Below are 22,259 nucleotides of genomic sequence, written 5' to 3'. Positions count from 1 at the left end.
CTAGGCCTCGCGCCGGGCCTCGCGCATGCACAGGAGCCCGATCATCCACAGCGGGCTGCGGCACACCGATTTCTGTCGGCATGGGGTGAAATACTATGCAGCACAGCCCTGTTGATGGAGTAACTGATGGCTATCATTCGCCGCGAAACCCGCCTCGGCCCCCGATTCGACGTCGAATGGCGACTGCCTGACCGGTCGAAACGCCGAAAGACCTTCAAGACCCAACGCGAGGCACGCATCTTCGAAGCGGCCATTGTCACCAAGACCGCGGCCGGAGATGTCGTCGACCCGCGGGCCGGGCGGATCACCTTGGCAGAGGTCTATGCAGCGTGGCTTCCGTCCCGGCTCGACCTGAGTCCCAAGGTGCGGCGGGGATATGAAGATATCTGGCGCCTGGCTGCAACCGCGATTCGGCGGATGGCAGGTCAACAAGATCGATCACCAGTCGATTCAGAAGTGGGTCAACGAGATGGCTGCCGACGGCCTGAGCCCCCGCACGCTGCGCTGGTATCACTCGGTGCTCAAGATGTGCCCGCACCATGCCGCCGACGACGGGCAACTTCTCGGCCGAAATCCCGCTGCGCGCACCAAGTTTCCGCCAATGCGCCAGACAACGCACACCTATCTCACTGCCCCCGAGGTCGCTGCACTCACACAGATCTGTGGCGACAACGGTGACATCGTTTCGCTGCTCGCCTACACCGGGCTGCGGTTCGGCGAATTGACCGGTCTCAACGTCGAGGATGTCGACCTCACGGCGCGCCGGATTCGCGTCCGGCGTTCGATCACCCAGGTCGGCGGCAAGCTCGTCGAGGGCAATCCGAAATCAGCCGCCGGCCGTCACTCGATCCCGATCCCCCAACGCGTCGTGCCGATCCTGGAGCAGCGTCTCGCAGGTCGGCGCCCGGGCGAACCGGCGATCACCTCACCGAAGGGTTCGCGGCTGGGCCTGGAGAACTGGAAGCGCTCGGTGCACTGGTACGACTCGATCGCCGAACTCGGCCGGCCCACGCTGCGCGTGCACGATCTGCGGCACACCTACGCCGATCTCTACGACGACGAACTCGACGACGTGGCGTCGGCTCTCGATGCGCTCGACGACCGCCAGGTCGATCACCCCTGAGGGTTGGCCCCATTTTGGCCCTATAGATCTCGCGATCGTGGTTTCTTGAGGTGCCGATTGGCTGAAAATATGCCCTCTGATCTGGGCTTTTATCTGGTGGTCCCGGCTGGTATCGAACCAGCGACCTTCCGCGTGTGAGGCGGACGCTCTCCCACTGAGCTACGAGACCCGGGGTGGCGGACACACCACCAAGGGTGGCGACCTCGCCGAGCAGGAACACTAGCACGACGGCGCCACCCGGCCAGAATGCGCTCGTCGCAGCGGGTCGACGTCGGGATTTGTGTGGCTTCGGTTGCGTCGACTATTGTCGTCCTTCGCACCGGGTGACGATCTCATCCGAGGCGTGCGGATGTAGCGCAGTTGGTAGCGCATCACCTTGCCAAGGTGAGGGTCGCGGGTTCGAATCCCGTCATCCGCTCGAAGGTGCAAGCGGCATCAGACCCAACGGTGGAGTGGCCGAGTGGTGAGGCAACGGCCTGCAAAGCCGTGCACACGGGTTCGATTCCCGTCTCCACCTCCAAGATGTGCCCAGCGCGATTAGCTCAGCGGGAGAGCGCTTCCCTGACACGGAAGAGGTCACTGGTTCAATCCCAGTATCGCGCACCAGTATGTTGCGGCCGGAACGCGCATTTGAAGCCCAGGCGAATTCCAGCGGAGCCCCGGGATGGGAACGGTCGATGAAGTGGTCTTCATCACCGGATTGCTGATCCTGGAACGGACCTCCCCACCCGACGCACCTGTTAGCCGCCTCGCTCGTCGGCGACACCACGCTATTGACCTGACGTCCTGCTGCTACCGGGCTGCTGAGCCATCGGTGACGTCATTGTCTACCGCGACCACCACGATGGCCTGAATGCGCGTTGCGGGGCACTCCAGCGCCATTCTCACGGCAGACAGGTCCGATCGTTGAGGACAGTCTTTCGTAACGGCACCAGCTCGGCACCGGTGGCTCTCGCGGCATCGGCGACCGAAGCGGAGACGAACAGCGCCCGGTCCAATACTTCGTAGGGGGCGTTGGCAACGAAGTAGTAGTTGTCCAGGAAATCGTCGGACTTGAAGATGCCCAGCAGCATGTCGTGACGGACTCCGTTGCGGCCCAGGATGATGTTCTGCGGGCAGCGACCTTGGCGCAACTTGAGCCCGCTGTCGTGGCCGTCGACAATCGTCGGTTTCTGCCCCATCACGTAAGCCATATCAGTCTTGCTATCAAGCGCGCCGTCGCGCTGGAAGGTGCCGAACTGCGCGACGTGACGGTCGTTGAGGCCGAGCATGTCGATCGTGGCGATGGGGACGTACCAGCCCCATTGACCCGCCAACGAGACGGCTGCTACCTGCTTGTTGTCGGCGAAGCGATTGACAAAGTCGAAATAGGCGTTATCCGCTTGCCGCACAGCAAGACCCGGCTGCACCGCGAGCGAACCCGCAGGGGTGAATGTCTTCATCCATGTCATCGCGACGGTCAGGAGGCCGACGGCTGCGGCGAGCATGACGGCGCGCACGTCGCCGGCGCTCAGTCGTGAGATGGCCGCGCCCGTGAGGAATAGCCATACCGGCGCGATGTGGACGAAGTGGCGCCACAGCGGAAACGCCGACACCGGGTCACCGCCCACCTTGAGGACATAACCGATGTAGATCACGACGACGAGCGTGAGCATGACCTCTGGCGCTGTCCAGTCTCTGCGGCGCAAGGCGAGAACGCCGCCAGCCGCCAGGGCTAGCCAGATCGGCCAACAGTTGCGCAGGAAGTCACGTAGATAGCTGACGCCGAACGTGAAGAAGAACCCCGCGGCTCCCCCTGAAGCCTTGGCGTAGTAGGTGTTTGGCAATAGCTCACCGAACTGGACGAGTCGGAATACCTCGATTCCGATGACGGCGAGGATGAACACCGCCAGCGGTACGAAGCGCGCCCGGTCTCTGTCGTCGCTGAAGAAGATCTTGAACAGCCCCAGCAAAAGGCCGAACACCATTCCTTCGGGGCGCAAGAGCAGAAGCACGACGATGGCAACACTGTCGATGAGCACCCAAACTAAGGTGCCGCGCCTCTCGATCATGGACACCACGACTACGGCGACCAGAAATGAGAAAAAGGTGGTCTCCATGCCGCTCACCGAATACCACGCCAACGGAACATAAAGCGCGGCAAGCACCGCCGTGGCGAGCGCAGCGCGAGAGGTCCGCTCGTCATTACGGCGTGCGGCTGACCGCGACAGGAACCCGAACAGAAGGATGACGCCAAGCAGGCTGCCCAGACCGATGACTTTGGACAGCAGGAACGGTGATATTCCCACCTTCATCCCGATTCCGAGGATCAGCATCCAAAGGAAGCTCGTCGCGCCCTCCACCGGTGGCTGGCCGACATTCCACACACCGACGCCTGCGCCGTCGGCCAGGTTCCTGGCATAGCGGAAGGTGATGAAGGCGTCTTCGAGCGTCGATCCGCCGAAGAGCAGCGATGTGCCGAGCGCGATCACGAGAAGCAGGCATAACAGTACGGTCGTTCGTGTCGCCTTCGGGGTAAACCCCTTGCTGGCCTTCATATCCCCGCCGCGACCTCCACCGCGGTGCGATCAGGCACCGCCAGCCGAGCGTAGACCGCCGACCTCAGTCAGCTGTACCTTTTCCGGTGACCTGAGTGAACATGCCACCCATACGATCCCTCCGGACCAGAGTCCACAGCAGCGTGGCCAGTTCCTACGTGCGCTCGGCGGTCATCTCCATGTCAACTGTGCCCTGGCACGCGCCGCTCAAAATCTCGGTGTGCATGACGCCGGAAAGGGACCCGTCAGGTTGGGGTGTGTAACGCACGTCGGCGTGGGCCGGACTCCATTGGATCGTCTCGTCGGGCATCATGCATTGCCATTGGAAATCGTTGGCTTGCGTCCACGACGAACCGTCCCAGGTGAATTGAATGGGCTGCGGAACCGTCGGGTTGCTCGGCGGAGGACCGCTCGTGATCGTGGCGGTGCACTTTCCGCCTGTACAGCTCGATTGGAGTCCGTAGGTCTCGGTGTGCTGCTGCTCGGGCTGACCCGCCGCCATGCTCGTTCCGGCTTTGGGACCGACGATGAACGTGATCGCATACTCACCATTCCAGGACGGCGAGTCAGCGGAAGCAGTCAGGGGAAGGCACAGGGCGACCGAAAGCGGCGCCGCGCACAAACCAAGGAGTGCGCTCAGGCTGCGACGGTCCGGGTGAGCCACGGCTCGATCCTAAGGCTGTCCGGGGGCCGACCCGTCCGTTTCGCTGCCGAGGGAGGCCAACAAGACCAATAGTCTTAAAACTCCGCTTTCGCAGCGCCGCTCCGTCGTAGGCTGCCACCGTGACCGCCACCGCGCAGCTGCCGTTTCGCCAGAGTCATCCCCTGCACTCCCCCGACCAGCTGCTCGCCCTGCAGGGCACCGGGCCGATTCACAAAGTCCTCACCGCGGTCGGCGACGAAGCCTGGCTGGTCACCGGCTACACCCTGGTGCGCCGGCTGATGGATGACGAACGGCTGGGCCGCACCCACCGTGACCCCGCCAACGCTCCGCGCAGCCGGACGTCGGCGTTGTTCGGCGGCCCGATCGGCGATTTCGACTCCGAGCCTGCCGACCACGCCCGCATGCGCCGGCTGCTGCAACCGCACTTCGGGCCTCGGCACATGCGCACCCTGCAGCCGAAGGTCGAGGGACTGTGCGCCGGCCTGCTCGACGATATGGAGAAGCAGGGCTCACCGGCGGACCTGCTGACGAGCCTGGCTCAGCAACTGCCGATTCTGGTGATCTGCGATCTGCTGGGCGTGCCGTACGACGACCGGGATCGGTTCCGGGCTTGGGTTGATGACGCCGCGTTCTCGCCCGACGATGACGTCTCGCTGAAAGGCCTCGAAAAGCTCCTCGGCTACGGCATGGAATTGGTGGCCGCCAAGCGCGCGAAGCCCGATGACGACGTCATCTCCCGGCTGTGCGATGAGCCCGATCTCGCCGATTTCGAAATCGCCACGCTGGCAATGCAACTGCTGTTCGCCGGACACGAGACCACGGTGACGCAGATCTGGGTGGGCTCACTGTTGCTGCTGACCAATCCCGAGCAATGGCAGGCCCTACTGGCCGACCCCGACTTGATCCCCAAGGCGGTCGAGGAAATCCTGCGCGCCGGTATGACCGGCGGTGTCGGCGTCCCGCGGTACGCCCGCGCCGATATCGACGCCGAGGGTGTCACCATTCGGGCCGGCGACCTCGTCCTGTTGGATCCCGGCGCGGCCAATCACGACCCCGAGTTCTTCGCCGACCCCGATCGGGTCGATCTCTCCCGCACCGGCGCGGCCCACGTCGGATTCGGCTACGGCCTGCACTACTGCATCGGCGCGGCGCTGGCGCGCCTGGAACTCAAGACCGTCTACTCCCAGCTCATTCCTCGGTTCCCAACCCTGAAGCTGAACGCTGATCCCTCGACCATGACCGCCGGCTTCCACTCTCTGTCGCACGGCCTGGTCGCACTGCCGGTGACCTGGTAGAGCTCCTCTTACTGATTCGTCAATTTTTCTTGCGAAGTCGGCTTCCTGCCGTCGCTGGGTGTCGTACATTTCTGGCGGAGCTGTGAGCACTTCCGACCGGTCGGGTCCCCGTGATAGATCAAGCCGAAGCCTGACCGACACAAGCGGGTCTCCAGGGGCGGGCTACGCGACGTGGCCACCCCCTTGGGCCACCGGGCCCCCCGCCCCTGGAGACCACTTGACGGATCGCCACCGGCTCACCTCGAGGGCACCTGACGTCAGGACGCCTGCGCTACTCGCCCTCCTGCGACCACAGGCATTCGCCACTCAGCACGATGGTGAACAGCTTGGGCAACACGTCCAGGCGCAACGGCTGACCCGGCTGACCCTGTGAATGAACCAGGGGCGCAAGCACTCCCGCACTCACCACGGTGACTTGATCAGCTGCACACTCCGTTGCCGGGTCCAGCGGGGTGGCGGTCCACTGTCCCGAGCGCAGGTTCGGGTTACGAAAACCCTGGCCATGTAACGTGATCTCCGGCCCGTAGCTCAGCCACCTGCTGGCGGGATCGAACGGCGTGACCACCGGCGCCCAGCGCCCCGGCTGATCCGGCACCGCCTGGCACACCAGGAAGTCCGCGCCGCCGGGCAGTTGCGTCATCACATCGGCGAAGTCCTGCGGGCACGGCGCGCCGGCCTGCGGGACGGGTGCGTCGGCATGCGCGGGCGCCGCGGACGCCAGCGCGGCCGCCACCGCCGCGATCAGCGCGCCACACCTCCGCACGATTATCCGTACAGCTGGTCGATGTTGTCGTGAAAATTCTCCACGACAGCCTTGCGCTTGAGCTTGAGACTCGGCGTCAAATCGCCTGCCTCGACCGTCAATTCACGATCGATGATGGCGACCCGCTTCACCTGCTCCCAGCGGTTGAGATGCTTGTTCAGGGTCTCCACGTAGCCCTCAACCATCTCCTTGGTCTTCTCGTGGCGGGCGACCTCACTGAAAGACTTGCCCTCCAAGCCGTTTCGATCAGCCCAGTCCCGGATGGCTTCCCCGTCCAGACTGACCAATGCGACGCAGTACGGCTTGCCCTCGCCGTAAACGATGATCTCGCTGGCGAACGGGCACATGCCCTTGAACGACGCCGAGATCGCCGAAGGCGCCACATACTTGCCCTGCGAGGTCTTGAACATGTCCTTCTTGCGGTCGGTGATCCGCAGGTAGCCCTCGGCGTCGAGCTCACCGATGTCGCCGGTGTGGAACCAGCCCTCACTGGTGAGGGTCTCGGCGGTGGCCTCGGGCAGGTCGTGATAGCCGCTCATGACGCCGGGCCCCTTGAGCAGCACCTCACCGTCATCGGCGATCTTGACGTCGGTATAGGGCAACGTCCAGCCCACCGTGCCGAACCGGTAGGCCTCCGGGCGATTCAGCGTCGAGGCCGCCGACGTCTCGGTTAGCCCGTACCCCTCCAGAACGACCGTGCCGACGGCGTCGAACCACTGGGCGACGTCGCGGTCCAGCGCCGCCGATCCCGAGATGAAGAACCGCAGCCGTCCGCCAAACCGCTGGCGAATCGTGGAGAACACCAGTCGGTCGGCGATCGCACGCTGCAATGCCAGCCCCGCGCCGATCCGGTGACCGGCCTGGTTGGCCCGCGAGACCCGCAAGCCCACCTCGATCGCCCAGTCGAACAGGGTCTTCTTGAATCCACCCTCTTCGGCGATCGTCTCGGTGATCCGGCCGTGCACCTTTTCGAAGATGCGCGGCACCGCGCCCATGAACGTCGGCTTGATGATCGCCAAGTTCTCGACAATCTTGTCGACCCGGCCGTCGATGACCGTCGGGAAGCCGATCAACAGCGGCATGGCCAGCATCACCTTGCCGAACGAATGGGCCAGCGGAAGCCACAGGTAGTTGAGGTCCTTGTCCGACAACACACGCAGTGATTGCAGCGCGGCGGCGGTGTAGGTCCAGGCCTCGTGGTGCAGCCGCACCCCCTTGGGCTTGCCGGTGGTGCCGGAGGTGTAGATCAGGGTGGCCAGCCGACCGGGCGTGATCGCCTCGATCCGGTCGGTCACCGCGCTGGGATTGTCGGCCAACAGTTGCTTGCCCAGCTGTTCGAGATCCTCGAGTGTGATCACCCAGTCGTCGTCGCTCTTGCCGTCGATGATCACCACCTTCTCGACGGCCGGCAGGTCAGCACGGTTCGCGACCAGCTTGTCGACTTGAGACTGGTTCTCGGCCACCACAACCCTGCTGCCCGAGTTGGCGACGATGAACGCGGTGTCCTCGGCGTTGGTGCTCGGGTAGACCGTGGTCGTGGCCGCCCCGGCAGCCAAGATGCCGAAGTCGACAACTACCCACTCGTAGCGAGTCCCCGATGCCAGTGCGACTCGATCCTCGGGGTTGATTCCCAGGGCGATCAACCCTGCCGCGATCAGTTCGACGCGATCACCGACCTGCTGCCAGGTGACGCTGGTCCACCCGTCGTTGTCGGGATAGCGAAACGCTTCGCTGGTGGGCGTGGCCGCGACCCGGTCAAGGAACATCCGGGGCACCGACGGCGCCCGGTTGTCGATCTTGCTCACGTCGGGCTGCTCTTGGGATCTACGCAGGCCTGCCATGGCGCCGAGTTTATGGACTTTCGCGGCCACACCGGTAACAAATCGTGAAGCGGGGCAGGCAGGTGACGAACCAGGGCGTCAACTCATGGTTGACGAATCCCAATCGTCAACTTACGGTTGACGCATGGACGACCCGGCCCGCATCGCCTACCCCGTTCGCCTCGACGACCTCATCGACGGGATCAAACGCGTCCACACCAACACCCTCGAGCAGCTGGCCGACGCCGTGCTGACCGCCGAGGCGCTCGGCGACCTCGCCGATCACCTCATCGGCCACTTCGTCGACCAGGCTCGCCGCTCGGGCGCCTCCTGGACCGACATCGGCAAGAGCATGGGCGTCACCAAACAGGCGGCCCAAAAGCGATTCGTACCCAAGATGACCAACCTCGACGCGATCGACCTCGACCCCGCCCAGGGATTCGCCCGCTTCACCCCACGGGCCCGCGGCGCGGTCGTCGCCGCCCAGAACGCTGCCCACAAAGCCGGCAACGCCGAGATCACCGCGGACCATCTGCTGCTGGGTCTGCTCACCGATCCAGCCGCACTGGCCACTCCCCTGCTGCGAGCCCAGCAGATCACCCAAGAGGCGGTGCGCGCCACCATCACCTTGCCGCCGCCGGCCGCCGACATGCCCGCCCTGATCCCGTTCGACGCCCAGGCCCGCAAGGTCCTGGAGCTGACCTTCCGTGAAGCGCTTCGACTGGGCCACAACTACGTTGGCACCGAACACATTCTGTTGGCGCTGATGGAGGCCGAGAACGACGACGGCACCCTGCGCCGGCTCGGCTTCGACAAGGCCCGCGCCGAGGCCGACATCGCCAAGACCCTCGTCGCGATCACGACGACCCGGGAGTCCTGAACCATCAATATTGGGCGCTAGCGGTGTCAGAACATCGTCAAGACAGCCCAACCCCGGGCTGGCGCCGGCGTATCGATTGAGTCATGACGCTTTCGGAGTTACTGCCCTCCCTTGGCCACGCCGGTCTCGAACGGCGACTGTGGCCGTCGAGCACACACATAGACGACCTCGGTCAGCTCTGCGTCGGCGGGGTGCCACTGACCGAGGTCGCCGACGAATTCCGAACCCCCACCTACGTCCTGGACGAAGAAGACTTCCGCGCCCGGATCCGCCGCTACCGCGCCGCCCTTCCCGGCGTATCGATCGCGTACGCCGGCAAGTCGCTGCTGACCACTACCGTCGTCCGATGGATCGACCAGGAAGGCCTCGGGCTCGACGTGTGCTCGGGTGGTGAGCTTGCCACCGCCCTGGCCGCCGGCTTGGATCCGGCCCGAATCATCCTGCACGGCAACGCCAAAACACCCGACGAACTCCGCGACGCAGCGGCGGCCGGTGTCGGCCGGGTGGTCGTGGATTCTCCGCTGGAGATCGCCTTTCTGGCCGGTCAGGTTCGCCGGCGCCAAACGGTGCTGCTGCGCGTAATTCCCGGCGTGGACATCGGCGGCCACCCCGCAGTCACTACTGGGGTCGACGGCCAGAAGTTCGGCTTCACCATCGGCGGCGACCAGGCCCTGGACGCCGCCGGCCGCATCGTGCACCAACCGTGCTTGTCAATGGCCGGCCTGCACTGCCACATCGGATCCCAGGTCGCCGACCCCACCCTCTACGGGCAGGCCATCACGCGGATGATCGCCGTGATGGCCGATATCCGGACTCGGTTCGGGGTCACCCTGGCCGAGCTCAACATCGGCGGCGGGCACGCGGTGCCCTACGTCGCAGGCGATCCCGAATTCGACCTCGCGCGGTTCGGTGACATCGTCGAGCACAGCCTTGAATCCGCCTGTGCGGCTGCGAATTTTCCCCGCCCCGCGCTGACGGTCGAACCGGGCAGGGCAATCAGCGCCCGCGCCGGCATCACCCTCTATCGGGTAGTGGCAGTCAAGTCCCAGCCCGGCGGGCATACGTTTGTCGCTGTCGACGGTGGGATGAGCGACAACCCTCGGGTGGCTCTCTACGGCGCGAAATACACTGTCACACTGGCGAACCGGCATACGGCCACACCCAGCACGACGGTAACCGTCGTCGGCCGGCATTGCGAGGCCGGCGATGTGATTGCCCGCGGCGTGCAACTGCCCGCCGACATCCACCCCGGCGATCTGCTGGCCGTGGCCTGTACCGGCGCCTATCACCACAGCATGGCGTCGAGCTACAACACCGTGGGCCGCCCACCGCTGGTCGCCGTCACCGGCGGCCGATGCCACCAGCTCATCCGGCGCGAGACCACCGCAGACCTGTTGGCCCGCGACTGCGATATGCCATCACCCGCGTGGAGTGAGCAGGGCAAATCGTTTGGTCACCAACATCGTTGAGCGAAACGCGTTGATCAACCCCAGAGTCGGGGTTTCTTCCATGCTTTTTCGTCGCCGACCACCTGGGTCCACTGCCCTGATTCGTAGCGGTGCGGCTTTTTCTCGCCTCGTCGTACGACGTCGAGCGAACCATCGTTGTGCTTGACATACGAGTCACCGAAACGCATGTATTCTTCGCATTCGCCGTCGAGCAGCGTCACAGTAACGGTCATGGTCGAAACCTCAGCGCACCTTCTCAGGGATCGAATTGAGCGCATGCAGCACGTTCACCGCAACTTCGCTCGCAGCCTTGTCGCCGAGTTTGGAATGAGCCTTGATGATCTCCGTAACCAGATCAAGACGATGGAGGTACGGCGTACGGACCGTTGTTGGCGAAGCCATGGTTTCCTTCTTTGACGAGCATGTCCGCTCGTAATCGAGCTGCCCGGTGAACTCGACAGTACTCCCATTCCCGCCACTGAGGTTGGCTATGACCTGCGTGGTATGAATCGCCTTGATTTTCAAGATCTCTCAGCCCACGGCGTAGAGTCAAAGCATCGGTGCTGCCAAGGCCCCGTAATCGAGGGCCCAAAAATATTAATGCACAACCGCTTTCGCTCGGTATTCTCGCTCACTCCCGCAAGGAGAACGAGCGGCGACTGCCGATCCATCCAGCGCATCTGAGCAGAATCGATCCTGAGCTGCGATCGCGGATATTCCTTGAGCATGGCTACGGCTCGGACTTCGGCGCCACCGATGACGCGCTGCGCGAGCTCGTCGGTGGAATCGGCACCCGCACGCAGCTCCTCGCCGACTGCGACGTCATTCTGCTGCCCAAAGTCCAGGCCGAGGACCTCGCGGAAGTCAAAGAGCGGCAAGTCGTTTTGGGGTGGCCGCACTGCGTACAGGATGTCGCGCTCACACAGGTGGCCATCGACCGGCAGCTGACGCTGATCGCCTTCGAGGCGATGAATCACTGGCGACCAGACGGCGGGTTCGCGCTACACGTCTTTCACAAGAACAACGAGCTTGCGGGCTACTGCTCAGTGCTGCACGCCATGCAACTGGTCGGGGTCACCGGCAGTTATGGTCGTCGGCTGCGGGCCGCCGTCATCGGGTTCGGCGCGACCGCCCGCGGCGCCGTCACCGCGCTGAACGCCCACGGCGTCGACGACGTTCGGGTTCTGACCAACCGTGACGTCGCCGCCGTCGGGTCACCGATCCACTCCACCCAGATCATCCAGATGGGACATCACCCAGGCAGGCCCGACCGGGTCTGGGCCGACGCAGGAGACGGCCCGATCCCGGTGGCCCGCTACCTCGCCGACAACGACATCGTCGTCAACTGTGTTCTGCAGGATCCTGGCGCGCCGCTGATCTTCGTCACCGAAAAAGAACTCGGCGCGTTCGCACCCGGCAGCCTGATCATCGATGTCTCGTGCGACGTGGACATGGGCTTTGACTGGGCGCACCCAACCTCCTTCACCCACCCGATCATCGAGGTGGCAGACGGCGTGCACTACTACGCCGTCGACCACAGCCCGTCCTACTTGTGGAACTCCGCCACCTGGGAGATCAGCGAGGCACTGTTGCCACACCTCGAGGTCCTGTTGGCGGGGCCGGCGGCATGGAAAACGAGCCCGACAATCGCTCGGGCCGTCGAGATCCGAGACGGGATCGTGCTCAATCCAGAGATCCTGTCGTTCCAACATCGCGACGAGTCCTATCCGCATGCTGTCCGGATCGGCCGGCACCGCACGGTCGCGTCAAAGTCGTTGAGCGAGTTCGCCGTGAACCGGCCGCTATCCTCCAGATAGCCAGTCGCCACACACAGCGTTCACCGGAGGATGGGACTGTTGAACTCATTCGACCGACACGAGCTCGGCGATGCCACCGCCACCGACGTCGACGAGCTCGCCGACCTGGCCGCCGCCACCTTCCCGCTCGCCTGCCCGCCCTCGGCGCCGCCCGAGGACGTCGCGGCCTTCATCGGGGCCAACCTGTCAGCACAGCGCTTCGTGGACTACCTGGCCGACCCGTCGCGCATCGTGCTGGCGGCCCGGGACGGCGGCCGACTCGTCGGCTACGCCATCCTCATCGAAGGCGTCGGCGAGGACCCCAATGTCGCGGCGGCGGTGACGATGCGGCCCGCGGTCGAACTGTCCAAGATCTACGTGCTGGCCGACAGCCACGGCTCGGGAGTCGCCGCGGCCCTGCTGTCCACCGCCGTCGACCGCGCCTCGGCCACCGGAGCCCGCTGCCTGTGGCTTGGGGTGAATCAGAGAAACGAACGGGCGCAACGGTTCTATACCAAGAACGGCTTCAGCATCGCCGGCACCAAGACCTTCCAGCTCGGCGCGCACACCGAACACGACTTCGTGATGGTCCGGCCGCTTTAGGCCCACGCAGTGCGCCGACTCCGCCCCTGGTTTAGCGAAGGGGCCGTAATGTGAACTCCGTTCGCTGATCGCACAACGCCGGATCTGGCCGAAAGGACCCTTGGTGGACGTTGGTTCGGCCTCCGGCCCCGCCGATCATGTCGGTCACCATCTGGCCCAAGTGGACTGGGCTGCGACTCCGCTGGGGGCGTCGACCGACTGGCCCCAAAGCCTGCGGACCGCGGTCAGCATCCTGCTGTCCTCCCGCTTCCCGATGTGGATGGCCTGGGGACCCGACCTGACGTTCTTCTGCAACGACGCCTACCGGCGGGACACGCTCGGCCGCAAGTACCCCTGGGCGTTGGGCCGGCCCGCGCGGGAGGTGTGGGCAGAGATCTGGGACGACATCGGTCCCCGCATCGACCGGGTGCTGACCACCGCCGAATCAACCTGGGACGAGGCGCTCCTGCTGTTCCTGGAGCGCTCCGGCTACCCCGAGGAGACCTATCACACGTTCTCCTACAGTCCCCTGCGCGACGACACCGGGGACGTCGTCGGGATGCTCTGCGTCGTCAGCGAAGACACCGACCGGGTGATCGGCGGCCGGCGGATGGCCACGCTGCGCGACCTGGGCTCTGATCCATCGGTGGTGCGAACCGAGCAGGAAATGCTGGCCTTTGCGGCCCGCCACCTCGAGCACAACCCGCGTGACCTGCCGTTCACGCTGACCTACCTGTTCGACGCCGACGGCACCGCGCGCCTGGCCGATTCCAGCGGAATCGCCGCCGGCCACCCAGCCGCCCCGGCAGTGCTGCGCGCAGGCGGCGGCGTCTGGCCCGTCGACGAGCCGAGTCACGGCCGTTCGGTGGTGGTCGACCTCGACGGCGAACCCTTCACCGACCTGCCGACCGGCCAATGGCAGGACCCACCCCTACAGGCCGTGGTGACCCCACTGCTGGCGCAGGGCAGAACGCCATCGGGGTTCCTGGTCGCCGCCCTCAATCGCTTCCGCCCGTTCGACGACGAGTACCGCGGCTTCATCAACCTGGTCGCGGGCCACATCGCGACCGGGATCTCCAACGCCCGCAGTTACGGCGAGCAGCAGCGCCGGGTCGAGGAACTCGCCGAGCTGGACCGCGCCAAGACGACATTCTTCTCCAACATCAGCCACGAATTCCGTACGCCGATCACCCTGATCCTGGGCCCGGTTGCCGAACTACGCACCCGCGCGCCCGGCCTCGACGAGCACGTCCAGAAGGAGCTGGACGTGATCCAGCGCAACGGGCTGCGCCTGGCCAAACTGGTCAACACGCTGCTGGACTTCTCCCGGATCGAGGCCAACCGGGTGCAAGCCCACTACGAGCCGGTGAATGTGGCCGAGGTGACCGCGGAGCTGGCAAGTGTGTTCCGCTCGGCCATCGACCGCGCGGGCCTACAGCTGATCGTGGACTGCCAGCCGCTGGACGAGCCGGTGTATCTGGATCACGACATGTGGGAGAAGGTGATCCTCAACCTTCTGTCCAATGCACTGAAGTACACCTTCGACGGCACCATCACGGTGCGGGTGTTCCGCGACGGCGACGAGGCGGTGGTCAGTGTCGCCGATACCGGCATCGGCGTGGCCGCCGCCGAGATGCCTCGGCTGTTCGAGCGCTTCCATCGGATCGAGAATGCGCGCGCACGCTCCACCGAAGGCAGCGGCATCGGGCTGGCTCTGGTGAAGGAACTTGTCGGTCTACACAGCGGCACCATCGCCGCCGAGAGCGTCGCTGGTGCGGGCACCACGTTCACCATTCGGCTGCCGATGGGATCGGCCCATCTGCCCGCCGACGCAGTCACCCCGGCGGGGGCGGGGCTGGGATCCTCCGGAATCGCCGAACCCTATGTGCAGGAAGCCCTGCGCTGGCTGCCCGACAACGATGCCGACCACATGTCGGAGGTGCCGGATCCGCCGTCGGGGGTCAGCGCGCCACGACGCGTCTTGGTCGCCGACGACAACGCCGACATGCGTGAATACCTGGTCCGGCTGCTGCGCGGCGCCGGCTACCGGGTCGACGCGGTAGCCGACGGTCAGCAGGCGCTGGCCCGCATCCGGGCCGAACTGCCCGATCTCGTGGTCAGTGACGTGATGATGCCACGCCTCGATGGGCTGGCGCTGGTAGCGGCCCTGCGGACCAACACCAGCACCGTCGGCGTTCCGGTGCTGCTGCTGTCGGCCCGAGCCGGCCAGGAAGCCTCCAGCGAAGGACTACGTGCCGGCGCCGACGACTATCTGGTGAAACCGTTTGCCGCCGCAGATCTGCTGGCTCGGGTGCGGGCCAACATCGAGCTGGCGCGGCTGCGCACCCACCACACCCGCTGGCGCGCGGCGCTGGTGGAGTCCCTACAGGAGGCCTTTTTCGTCTGCGACGAAGTCGGCGCCGTCATCGAGATCAACAACGCCTTCACCGAGATCCTCGGTTTCGGACCCGAGGATCTGCCCTACGCCCCGGAGCATCCGTGGTGGCCGGACGCCGAGACTCAGCCCGAAGCCCATCAGCAGATCGTCGAGGCGTTTGCCGGGATCCCCGCGCACCCGCACGGGAGTTACACCGTGCCGGTGAATCACCGCGACGGCCACCGGGTGTGGATCACAGCGAACATCGCCCATGCCGAGGACCCCGATACCGGCCGCGGCGTGATGGTGGGGACGTTCCGCGACGTCACAGCGGAGCATTACAGCGGGCAACGCCAGGCCGCCCTTGCCGCCCTGAATCAGCAACTCGCACAGTCAGATACCACTGACGACGCATTGCGCGGCGCGATCGAACAACTGCGGGCGCTGTGGTCGGCCCGCCGCGTGTCGGCCGCGGTCTTCGCCGGATCGGACACCGCCGAACTCGTCGGCGACACCGACAAAGCGCAGTGGTCGGCCCTGCCTGCGGCAGTTCGAGAGCGGATGACCTCGCTGGGCAACACTGGGGATCTGCTGACCGCCGACACCGGCATTGCCGGCTCGGCGGGCATCGCACTTCAGCACCCGCGCGGCATCCTGGTGATCTGGATCGACCTCCCCGCCGAACGACCCTTCACCTCCGAAGACCAAACCTTGCTGACCGTACTGGCCGGGCGTCTGGGGCAGGGCCTGCAACGCGTCCACCAGGTGGATCAACAGCGGGAAACTGCTCTGGCACTTCAACACTCGATTCTGGGCCCAGCCTACCTGCCCGCCGGTTTCGCAGTGCGCTACCAACCCGCATCGCATCCGCTTCAGGTCGGCGGCGACTGGTATGACGTGATCGCACTCGACGACGGTCGCATCGCCCTGGTCGTCGGCGACTGCGTCGGCCACGACCTGAGCGCGGCCACCGTGATGGGGCAGCTGCGCAGCGCCTGCCGTGCTCTGCTACTCGAAAATTCAAGTCCTGCAGCGGCATTGGCGGGCCTGGACCGCTTCGCCGCGCGCCTGCCCGGCGCCCAGTCCACCACCGCGTTCTGCGCGATCCTGAATCCCGACACCGGTGAACTGAACTATTCCAGTGCCGGTCACCCGCCGGCGATCCTGGTCTGCGCCGACGGCTCCACCCAACTGCTCGAGGGCGGTCATTCCATCGCGCTGGGCATCCGACCGGACCGGGAGCGTCCCCAGGCTCAGCTGATCGTACCGGCGCAGGCCACGCTACTGCTCTACACCGATGGCCTGATTGAGCGCCGCCGCCGTTCGCTCGACGACGGAATCGATCGGGCGGCGAACCTCATTCGCGACGACAGCACACTGGATCTCGACCCACTGGCCGACCAGATCATGGCGCGCCTGTCACCGCCGGGCGGCTACCAGGACGATGTCGCGGTACTGCTCTACCGACATCCCGCTCCACTGGAAGTGACGATCCCCGCCGATCCCCTACACCTGGCACCGGCACGCAAAGCGCTGCGGGACTGGCTGATTGCGGCGGGGATCAACCAGGATCAGGCGCAGGACGTGTTGGTCGCCGCCGGCGAAGCCGTCACCAACTCCATCGAGCACGGCTATCGCCATATCGACGGCGGCACGATCACCCTGCACGCCACCTCGGAAGTCGACCAGCTGCGCCTGACAATCATTGACACCGGGTCGTGGAAACCCAAGCAGACCGGTTATAGCCACCGCGGCAAAGGCATTCAGATCATGCAGGCTCTGATGGAGGATGTGTCGATCCTGCAAGACACCACCGGCACTATCGTGCACCTGGCGACCAGGATCCGCCGATGAGCACACCATTGACAGTTCGCATCGACCGAGCAGCCGACGGCCAGCTCGTACTGTTCGCCGCCGGGGAAATCGATGCCAGCAATGTGGCCGACTTCGCCGAGGCCCTCAATACCGGCACGGGTGGCGATGCCGACACACTGACCGTCGACCTCAGCGCCGTCGAATACCTGGACAGTGCAGCGATCAATGCCCTTGCACCGCATGCGGAATCACTTCAGATCATCGCCAACCCGGTGCTGATGCGCGTGCTGATCGTCAGCGGCCTGGCCGAACTCGCCAAGATCCGGCCGGCGGCCGCAGCGGACTCCGACGAGCTATAGCCCGCCGGGGCTGGTCAGCGCCAACAGCCGGGACGTCGCCCGCAGGTACTTTTTGCGGTAGCCGCCGGCCAGCATCTCCTCGGAGAACACGGTGTCCAGCTTGGCGCCGGACGCCACCACCGGAATGCCCGCGTCGTACAGCCGGTCGGTGAGCGCGACCAGCCGCAGCGCCACATTCTGGTCGTCGATCGGGTGGACGCCGGTGATGAACACGGCTGACACCCCCTCGATCAGGGTGAGATAGCGCGACGGATGCATGGTCGCCAGGTGCGCGCACAGCGCATCGAAATCGTCGAGCGTGGCGCCGGCGACCTCGGCGGCGCGTGCGGTGACAGCGTCGCCGGACAGCGGCTCGGGCGCGGGCGGCAAGCCGCGATGCCGGTAATCCGGGCCCTCGATCCGCACTGTGGTGAAAATGCTTGCCAGAGTGTTGATTTCCCGCAGGAAGTCCTGGGCTGCGAAGCGCCCCTCACCCAACTGCTCGGGCAGCGTGTTGGACGTCGCGGCGATCGAAACCCCGCGCTCGACGAGCTGGGACAGCAGCCGGGAGATCAGCGTGGTGTTGCCCGGATCGTCGAGCTCGAACTCGTCGATGCACACCACGACGTACTCGGCCAGCAGGTCGATGCACTCGACGAAGCCGAATACCCCGGCCAGCTGGGTCAGCTCCCCGAACGTCGCAAACGCCTTCGGATGTTCGGCCGACTCGGGCAGCTGCCGGTACGCCGACGCCAGCAGGTGCGTCTTGCCGACGCCGAACCCGCCGTCGAGATAGATGCCCACCCCTGGCAGCGTTTCCCGCTTCCCGAACAGTTTCTTCTTGCCGGCCCGGCGGCGCTGCGCCTCCACACAGAAGGCTCGGCAGGCGTCCACGGCCGCCGCCTGGGTGGGCTCGGCGGGATCGGGCCGATAGGTGTCGAAGCCGACATCGGCGAACGTGGGCGGCGGGACGAGCTGGGCCACCAGCCGCTCCGGGGAGACCGTCGGATGCCGGTCGACGAGATGCCCGACAACGACTCCGGTGGGTGCAGCGGGCCGATCCATGCACGAACTGTAACGACGTGCTGCAATCGTCGGTATGTCCGACCCAAGCGCAGACGACCCGGATGGGACGCATTTCACACTGCTGAGCGGTGACAGTCCCAGCGGCCCGATGGATGACGACCGCCTCGCCGAGCTCTACGCCTACCCCACCGAGCTGAACCGCTGCCTGGTCCGCGGCAATGCCATCAGCAGTCTGGACGGCGGCGCCGCGACCGACGGAACCTCAGGCGGGCTCGGCGGTGAGGGCGACCGGCGGCTCTTCCGGGTGCTGCGCGAGCTCGCCGACGTCATCGTCGTCGGTGCCGGCACCGCACGCGCCGAGAACTACTCCGGCGCGCAGATGACAGTCGCGCAGCGCGGTAACCGGCAGCGGCGCGGCCAGAGCGAGGTCCCGCCCATCGCCCTGGTCACCCGCTCTGGGCACATCGAGCACGATCTGCCGGTGCTGACCCGCACCGAAGTGCCACCGCTGGTGCTCACCTGTTCCGACGCGGTCGACGACACCTGCACCCGGTTGGCCGGCGCAGCCGAGGTGATCGCCTGCTCGGCAGCCGATCCCGCCGAGGTCGACCCCGCCGCCATGCTGGCGGCGTTGGCCGACCGCGGACTCTTGCGGGTGCTGTGCGAAGGCGGACCCACCCTGACGGGCACGTTCGTCGAGCACAACCTGCTCGACGAGCTGTGCCTGACCACCGCGCCCAAGCTCGTCGGCGGTTCCGCACCGCGGATCGCCAGCGGTACCGGTCATGTGTTGACGTCGATGCACCGCGCGCACCTGATCGCCGACGCCGACGGCTATCTGTACGCGCGCTACACGCGCGTCGGCTGAGCGGTACCGCCCACCGGGGTCGCTACTGTGGTGGGCATGCGCGATCGTCGGGTCTGGGCCTCCCAGGCGATAGTCAGCCTCGGCACCGCGGCGTGTGCGGCTTTACTAACCGGATGTGCCCCGTGGCTGGCCGCAAATCCGCAGTTCGCGAGCGACAAGGCGCACAACCCCTCCGGCTCCGCCACCACCACACCGGCCGGCGGCCCGCCCGCCATCGCGGTGCCGAAGAACGAGCTCGGGTGGAAGGACTGCACCTCGAAGGTCTTCGGTGACGCCGGCGTGCCGCCCGCCCCTGGGGTGGTCCTGGAGTGTGCCAACTACGACGCCGACCTCGACCCGATCGCCGGGGCGACCGGCACGGTGAGCATCGGAGTGGTGCGCGCCCGCTCGGTGCAGACCCCGCCCGACGCCGGCCCACTGGTGTTCACCACCGGCACCGACATCCCGTCATCGATGCAACTTCCGGTGTGGCTGTCCCGCTCGGGAGCCGACGTGCTCAAGAGTCACCCGATCGTCTCGGTGGACCGCCGCGGACTCGGGATGTCCAGCCCGGTGGACTGCCGCGACGCGTTCGACCGCCAGGAGATGCGCGACCAAGCCCAGTTCGAATCGGGTGACGACCCGGTCGCCAACCTGGGCGCGATCACCATGACCGCGACCACGAGCTGCACCGACACCATCGCCCCCGGCGACTCGGCCTACGACAATGCCCGCGCCGCCGAGGATCTCGAACGCCTGCGCAGCACCTGGGACGTGCCGGGGCTGGCGCTGATCGGCATCGGCAACGGCGCGCAGATCGCGCTGGCCTACGCCGGCTCACATCCCGACAAGGTCGCCCGCCTGGTGCTGGACTCCCCCGTCCCGCCGGGCGTCAGCGCCGAAGCGGCCGCCGAGGAACAGGTGAAGGGCCAGCAAGCCGCGCTCGAGGCGTTCGCCGCGCAATGCGTCGCGGTCAACTGCGCGCTCGGGCCCGACCCGTTGGGAGCCGTCGACTCACTGCTGGCCGCCGCCCGCGCCGGCCGCGGCCCCGGCGGCGTGTCGGTGGCGGTGCTGGCCAACGCGATCGTCACCGGCATGGGCTTCCCCAGCGGGGACCGCATCGGCAGTACGGTCAGCCTGGCCAACACCCTGGCGGCGGCTCGCAACGGCGACGCCAACCAGCTGAACAGCCTGATCAACCAGGCGGAGGCGATGCGCGACAGCGACGGCCAGTTCGTCAACTCCTGCAGTGACGCGCTGAACCGCCCGACCCCCGACCGGGTACGCGAACTCGTCGTCCAGTGGGGCAAGCTCTACCCGCAGTTTGGCGCGGTCGGTGCACTCGGCCTGGTCCAATGCCTGAACTGGCCCAGCGGCTCGGCTCCCAAGGAACCCAAGGACCTGAAGGTCAACGTGCTGCTGCTCGGCGTGCAGAACGACCCGATCGTCGGTAACCAGGGTGTGCCCGCCTCGGCGGCCACCATCATCAACGCCGGTGCGGCCAGCAAGCGGGTGATGTGGCAGGGCCTCGGGCACGGCGCCAGCGTCTATTCGGCGTGTGCGCTGCCGCCGATGATGAGTTACCTCGACAGCGGCAACATGCCGCCCACCGACACCTACTGCCCCGCCTGACCGGCTGACGCGGCCCACCGGTGTACGGTGCGGACGTGACGGTAGCTGAATCACTACGGTCCGGCCTGAGGAACACATTCGGCCCGCGGACCAGCCCCCCGAGCGCTTCGGCAATCCTGCGGTCGGTGCTGTGGCCGATCGCGATCATGTCGATCATTCACCGCAGTTACGTGCTGTCGACCAACGGCTACATCACCGACGATTTCGGGCCGGTCTACCGGGCGGTGTCGAATTTCCGGCGGGGCCTCGACATCTACAACGAGCACTTCGACCACGTCGACCCGCACTACCTGTATCCGCCGGGCGGCACGCTGCTGATGGCGCCGTTCGGTTATCTACCGGTCTTCGCCTCGCACAACTGGTTCGTGTTCTTCAACACCGTCGCCATGATCATCGCGGCTTGCCTGCTGGTGAAGCTGTTCAACTTCTCGCTGACCTCGGTGGCGCTGCCGGCCCTGCTGCTGGCGATGTTCTGCACCGAATCGGTGACCAACACGCTGGTGTTCACCAACATCAACGGCTGCATCCTGCTGTGCGAGGTGCTGTTCTTCCGCTGGCTGCTCGACGGCAAGATCAGCCACCAGTGGTGGGCCGGTGTGGTGATCGGGCTGTCGCTGGTGGTCAAACCGGTGCTCGGCGTGCTGTTGCTGCTGCCGCTGCTCAAAGGGCAGTGGCGGGCGGTGGTGGCCGCCATCGTTGTGCCGGTGGTGTTCAACCTGGCGGCCTGGCCGCTGGTGGCCGACCCGATGAACTTCGTCGAACGCACCCTGCCGTACATCTTCTCCACCCGCGACTACTTCAACAGCTCGGTGCTGGGCAACGGCGTGTATTACGGGCTGCCGATGTGGCTGATCCTGGCGCTGCGGGTGGTGTTCCTGGCGCTGGCCGTGGCCAGCCTGTGGCTGCTGCACCGCTACTACGCCGACCGCGACCCGCTGTTCTGGATGCTGACCTCATCCGGTGTGCTGCTGATCGCGTCGTGGCTGGTGCTGTCGCTGGCCCAGGGCTACTACTCGATGATGCTGTTCCCGTTCCTGATGACGGTGGTGCTGCCCAACTCGGTGGTGCGCAACTGGCCGGCTTGGCTGGCCACCTACGGGTTCCTGACGATGGACCGCTGGCTGATGTGGCGGTGGCCGACCACCGGCCGGTTCCTGGAATACATGAAGATCACCTACGGCTGGTCGCTGATGCTGGTCGTGGTGTTCTGCGTGCTGTACTACCGCTATTCCGACGCCAAGACGCAAGACCGGCTGGCCGACGGTATCGATCCGCCATGGATGCGGCAGGCCCGGGCCGACGCCACGGTAACGTGA

18 protein-coding genes and 4 tRNA genes are annotated in these 22,259 nt (G+C 65.9%); 14 read left to right on the top strand and 8 right to left on the bottom strand.

Annotated features, from left to right (window positions below; all coding sequences use genetic code 11):
- Positions 1-376 precede the first annotated feature (376 nt).
- Complete coding sequence (locus tag G6N38_RS23085) at positions 377-1,123, top strand: tyrosine-type recombinase/integrase (protein ID WP_246227393.1); 747 nt, start codon at positions 377-379, stop codon at positions 1,121-1,123.
- 94 nt (positions 1,124-1,217) lie between these two features.
- On the opposite strand, the gene G6N38_RS23080 is transcribed toward G6N38_RS23085, so the two are convergent.
- Positions 1,218-1,292, bottom strand: a tRNA-Val gene (locus tag G6N38_RS23080).
- 176 nt (positions 1,293-1,468) lie between these two features.
- Here G6N38_RS23080 and G6N38_RS23075 point away from each other — a divergent pair.
- The 3 genes from G6N38_RS23075 to G6N38_RS23065 all read left to right on the top strand — a co-directional run bounded on the left by G6N38_RS23075 (position 1,469) and on the right by G6N38_RS23065 (position 1,729).
- Positions 1,469-1,541 (top strand) — tRNA-Gly (locus G6N38_RS23075).
- Between the two features lie 28 nt (positions 1,542-1,569).
- Positions 1,570-1,643 (top strand) — tRNA-Cys (locus G6N38_RS23070).
- An 11-nt stretch (positions 1,644-1,654) separates the two neighbouring features.
- Positions 1,655-1,729, top strand: a tRNA-Val gene (locus G6N38_RS23065).
- A gap of 278 nt (positions 1,730-2,007) precedes the next feature.
- On the opposite strand, the gene G6N38_RS23060 is transcribed toward G6N38_RS23065, so the two are convergent.
- Positions 2,008-3,660: a hypothetical protein gene (locus G6N38_RS23060; RefSeq protein WP_163750307.1), complete on the bottom strand. Its 1,653-nt coding sequence runs from the start codon at positions 3,658-3,660 to the stop codon at positions 2,008-2,010.
- 154 nt (positions 3,661-3,814) lie between these two features.
- A complete protein-coding gene (locus G6N38_RS23055) occupies positions 3,815-4,324 on the bottom strand; it encodes an Rv2253 family sensor-like surface protein (protein ID WP_163750306.1) in 510 nt (169 codons plus the stop codon).
- A 161-nt stretch (positions 4,325-4,485) separates the two neighbouring features.
- Between G6N38_RS23055 and G6N38_RS23050 the strand changes: the two genes are divergently transcribed.
- Positions 4,486-5,619, top strand: a complete 1,134-nt coding sequence (locus tag G6N38_RS23050; protein WP_407663013.1) for a cytochrome P450 — start codon at positions 4,486-4,488, stop codon at positions 5,617-5,619.
- Between the two features lie 271 nt (positions 5,620-5,890).
- On the opposite strand, the gene G6N38_RS23045 is transcribed toward G6N38_RS23050, so the two are convergent.
- Positions 5,891-6,382, bottom strand: a complete 492-nt coding sequence (locus tag G6N38_RS23045) for a hypothetical protein (RefSeq protein ID WP_163750304.1) — start codon at positions 6,380-6,382, stop codon at positions 5,891-5,893.
- 2 nt (positions 6,383-6,384) lie between these two features.
- A complete protein-coding gene (locus G6N38_RS23040) occupies positions 6,385-8,223 on the bottom strand; it encodes an AMP-dependent synthetase/ligase (RefSeq protein WP_163750303.1) in 1,839 nt (612 codons plus the stop codon).
- Between the two features lie 124 nt (positions 8,224-8,347).
- On the opposite strand from G6N38_RS23040, the gene G6N38_RS23035 reads away from it, so the two are divergent.
- Together G6N38_RS23035 and lysA are read left to right on the top strand one after the other, a co-directional pair.
- Positions 8,348-9,082: a Clp protease N-terminal domain-containing protein gene (locus G6N38_RS23035; RefSeq protein WP_163750302.1), complete on the top strand. Its 735-nt coding sequence runs from the start codon at positions 8,348-8,350 to the stop codon at positions 9,080-9,082.
- Positions 9,083-9,165: 83 nt separating this feature from the next.
- Positions 9,166-10,551, top strand: coding sequence for a diaminopimelate decarboxylase (gene lysA, locus G6N38_RS23030; RefSeq protein WP_163750301.1), 1,386 nt, complete (start codon positions 9,166-9,168; stop codon positions 10,549-10,551).
- A 14-nt stretch (positions 10,552-10,565) separates the two neighbouring features.
- Here the strand turns inward: lysA and G6N38_RS23025 are convergent, their stop codons facing one another.
- Both G6N38_RS23025 and G6N38_RS31265 read right to left on the bottom strand, forming a co-directional pair.
- The gene (locus tag G6N38_RS23025) at positions 10,566-10,763 is read right to left on the bottom strand and encodes a hypothetical protein (protein ID WP_163750300.1); all 198 of its coding nucleotides are present in this window, start codon (positions 10,761-10,763) and stop codon (positions 10,566-10,568) included.
- A gap of 10 nt (positions 10,764-10,773) precedes the next feature.
- A complete protein-coding gene (locus G6N38_RS31265; protein ID WP_163745678.1) occupies positions 10,774-11,055 on the bottom strand; it encodes a DUF6307 family protein in 282 nt (93 codons plus the stop codon).
- A gap of 35 nt (positions 11,056-11,090) precedes the next feature.
- Between G6N38_RS31265 and G6N38_RS23015 the strand changes: the two genes are divergently transcribed.
- The 4 genes from G6N38_RS23015 (at position 11,091) to G6N38_RS23000 (ending at position 17,459) form a co-directional block, all read left to right on the top strand.
- A complete protein-coding gene (locus G6N38_RS23015; protein WP_246227392.1) occupies positions 11,091-12,347 on the top strand; it encodes a N(5)-(carboxyethyl)ornithine synthase in 1,257 nt (418 codons plus the stop codon).
- 39 nt (positions 12,348-12,386) lie between these two features.
- Positions 12,387-12,929 carry a GNAT family N-acetyltransferase gene (locus tag G6N38_RS23010; RefSeq protein ID WP_246227390.1) on the top strand — a complete coding sequence of 181 codons (543 nt, stop codon included), beginning with the start codon at positions 12,387-12,389 and terminating at the stop codon, positions 12,927-12,929.
- A gap of 103 nt (positions 12,930-13,032) precedes the next feature.
- The gene (locus tag G6N38_RS23005; protein ID WP_163750298.1) at positions 13,033-17,139 is read left to right on the top strand and encodes a SpoIIE family protein phosphatase; all 4,107 of its coding nucleotides are present in this window, start codon (positions 13,033-13,035) and stop codon (positions 17,137-17,139) included.
- Complete coding sequence (locus tag G6N38_RS23000) at positions 17,136-17,459, top strand: STAS domain-containing protein (protein ID WP_163750297.1); 324 nt, start codon at positions 17,136-17,138, stop codon at positions 17,457-17,459. The genes G6N38_RS23005 and G6N38_RS23000 overlap by 4 nt, the downstream gene beginning before the upstream one ends.
- Here the strand turns inward: G6N38_RS23000 and zapE are convergent.
- A complete protein-coding gene (gene zapE, locus G6N38_RS22995; RefSeq protein ID WP_163752285.1) occupies positions 17,454-18,539 on the bottom strand; it encodes a cell division protein ZapE in 1,086 nt (361 codons plus the stop codon). The two genes, G6N38_RS23000 and zapE, sit on opposite strands and share 6 nt — an antisense overlap.
- On the opposite strand from zapE, the gene G6N38_RS22990 reads away from it, so the two are divergent.
- From G6N38_RS22990 to aftC, 3 genes are read left to right on the top strand one after another with little or no spacing between them, the layout of a single operon-like run.
- Positions 18,538-19,332 carry a pyrimidine reductase family protein gene (locus tag G6N38_RS22990; protein ID WP_163750296.1) on the top strand — a complete coding sequence of 265 codons (795 nt, stop codon included), beginning with the start codon at positions 18,538-18,540 and terminating at the stop codon, positions 19,330-19,332. The two genes, zapE and G6N38_RS22990, sit on opposite strands and share 2 nt — an antisense overlap.
- Before the next feature lie 36 nt (positions 19,333-19,368).
- Positions 19,369-20,943, top strand: a complete 1,575-nt coding sequence (locus tag G6N38_RS22985) for an alpha/beta fold hydrolase (protein ID WP_163750295.1) — start codon at positions 19,369-19,371, stop codon at positions 20,941-20,943.
- 20 nt (positions 20,944-20,963) lie between these two features.
- A complete protein-coding gene (aftC, locus tag G6N38_RS22980; RefSeq protein WP_163750294.1) occupies positions 20,964-22,259 on the top strand; it encodes an arabinofuranan 3-O-arabinosyltransferase in 1,296 nt (431 codons plus the stop codon).

It is taken from the genome of Mycolicibacterium helvum (assembly GCF_010731895.1).
Taxonomy (GTDB): Bacteria; Actinomycetota; Actinomycetes; order Mycobacteriales; family Mycobacteriaceae; genus Mycobacterium; species Mycobacterium helvum.
This window is presented reverse-complemented; position numbering and strand designations above follow the sequence as displayed.

Coding starts and splice junctions, on each gene's coding strand:
- G6N38_RS23060 (WP_163750307.1), bottom strand. CDS start 3,660: ATGAAGGCCAGCAAGGGGTTTACCCCGAAGGCGACACGAACGACCGTA.
- G6N38_RS22985 (WP_163750295.1), top strand. CDS start 19,369: ATGCGCGATCGTCGGGTCTGGGCCTCCCAGGCGATAGTCAGCCTCGGC.
- G6N38_RS22990 (WP_163750296.1), top strand. CDS start 18,538: ATGTCCGACCCAAGCGCAGACGACCCGGATGGGACGCATTTCACACTG.
- lysA (WP_163750301.1), top strand. CDS start 9,166: ATGACGCTTTCGGAGTTACTGCCCTCCCTTGGCCACGCCGGTCTCGAA.
- G6N38_RS23085 (WP_246227393.1), top strand. CDS start 377: ATGAAGATATCTGGCGCCTGGCTGCAACCGCGATTCGGCGGATGGCAG.
- G6N38_RS23035 (WP_163750302.1), top strand. CDS start 8,348: ATGGACGACCCGGCCCGCATCGCCTACCCCGTTCGCCTCGACGACCTC.
- G6N38_RS23025 (WP_163750300.1), bottom strand. CDS start 10,763: ATGACCGTTACTGTGACGCTGCTCGACGGCGAATGCGAAGAATACATG.
- G6N38_RS23000 (WP_163750297.1), top strand. CDS start 17,136: ATGAGCACACCATTGACAGTTCGCATCGACCGAGCAGCCGACGGCCAG.
- G6N38_RS23040 (WP_163750303.1), bottom strand. CDS start 8,223: ATGGCAGGCCTGCGTAGATCCCAAGAGCAGCCCGACGTGAGCAAGATC.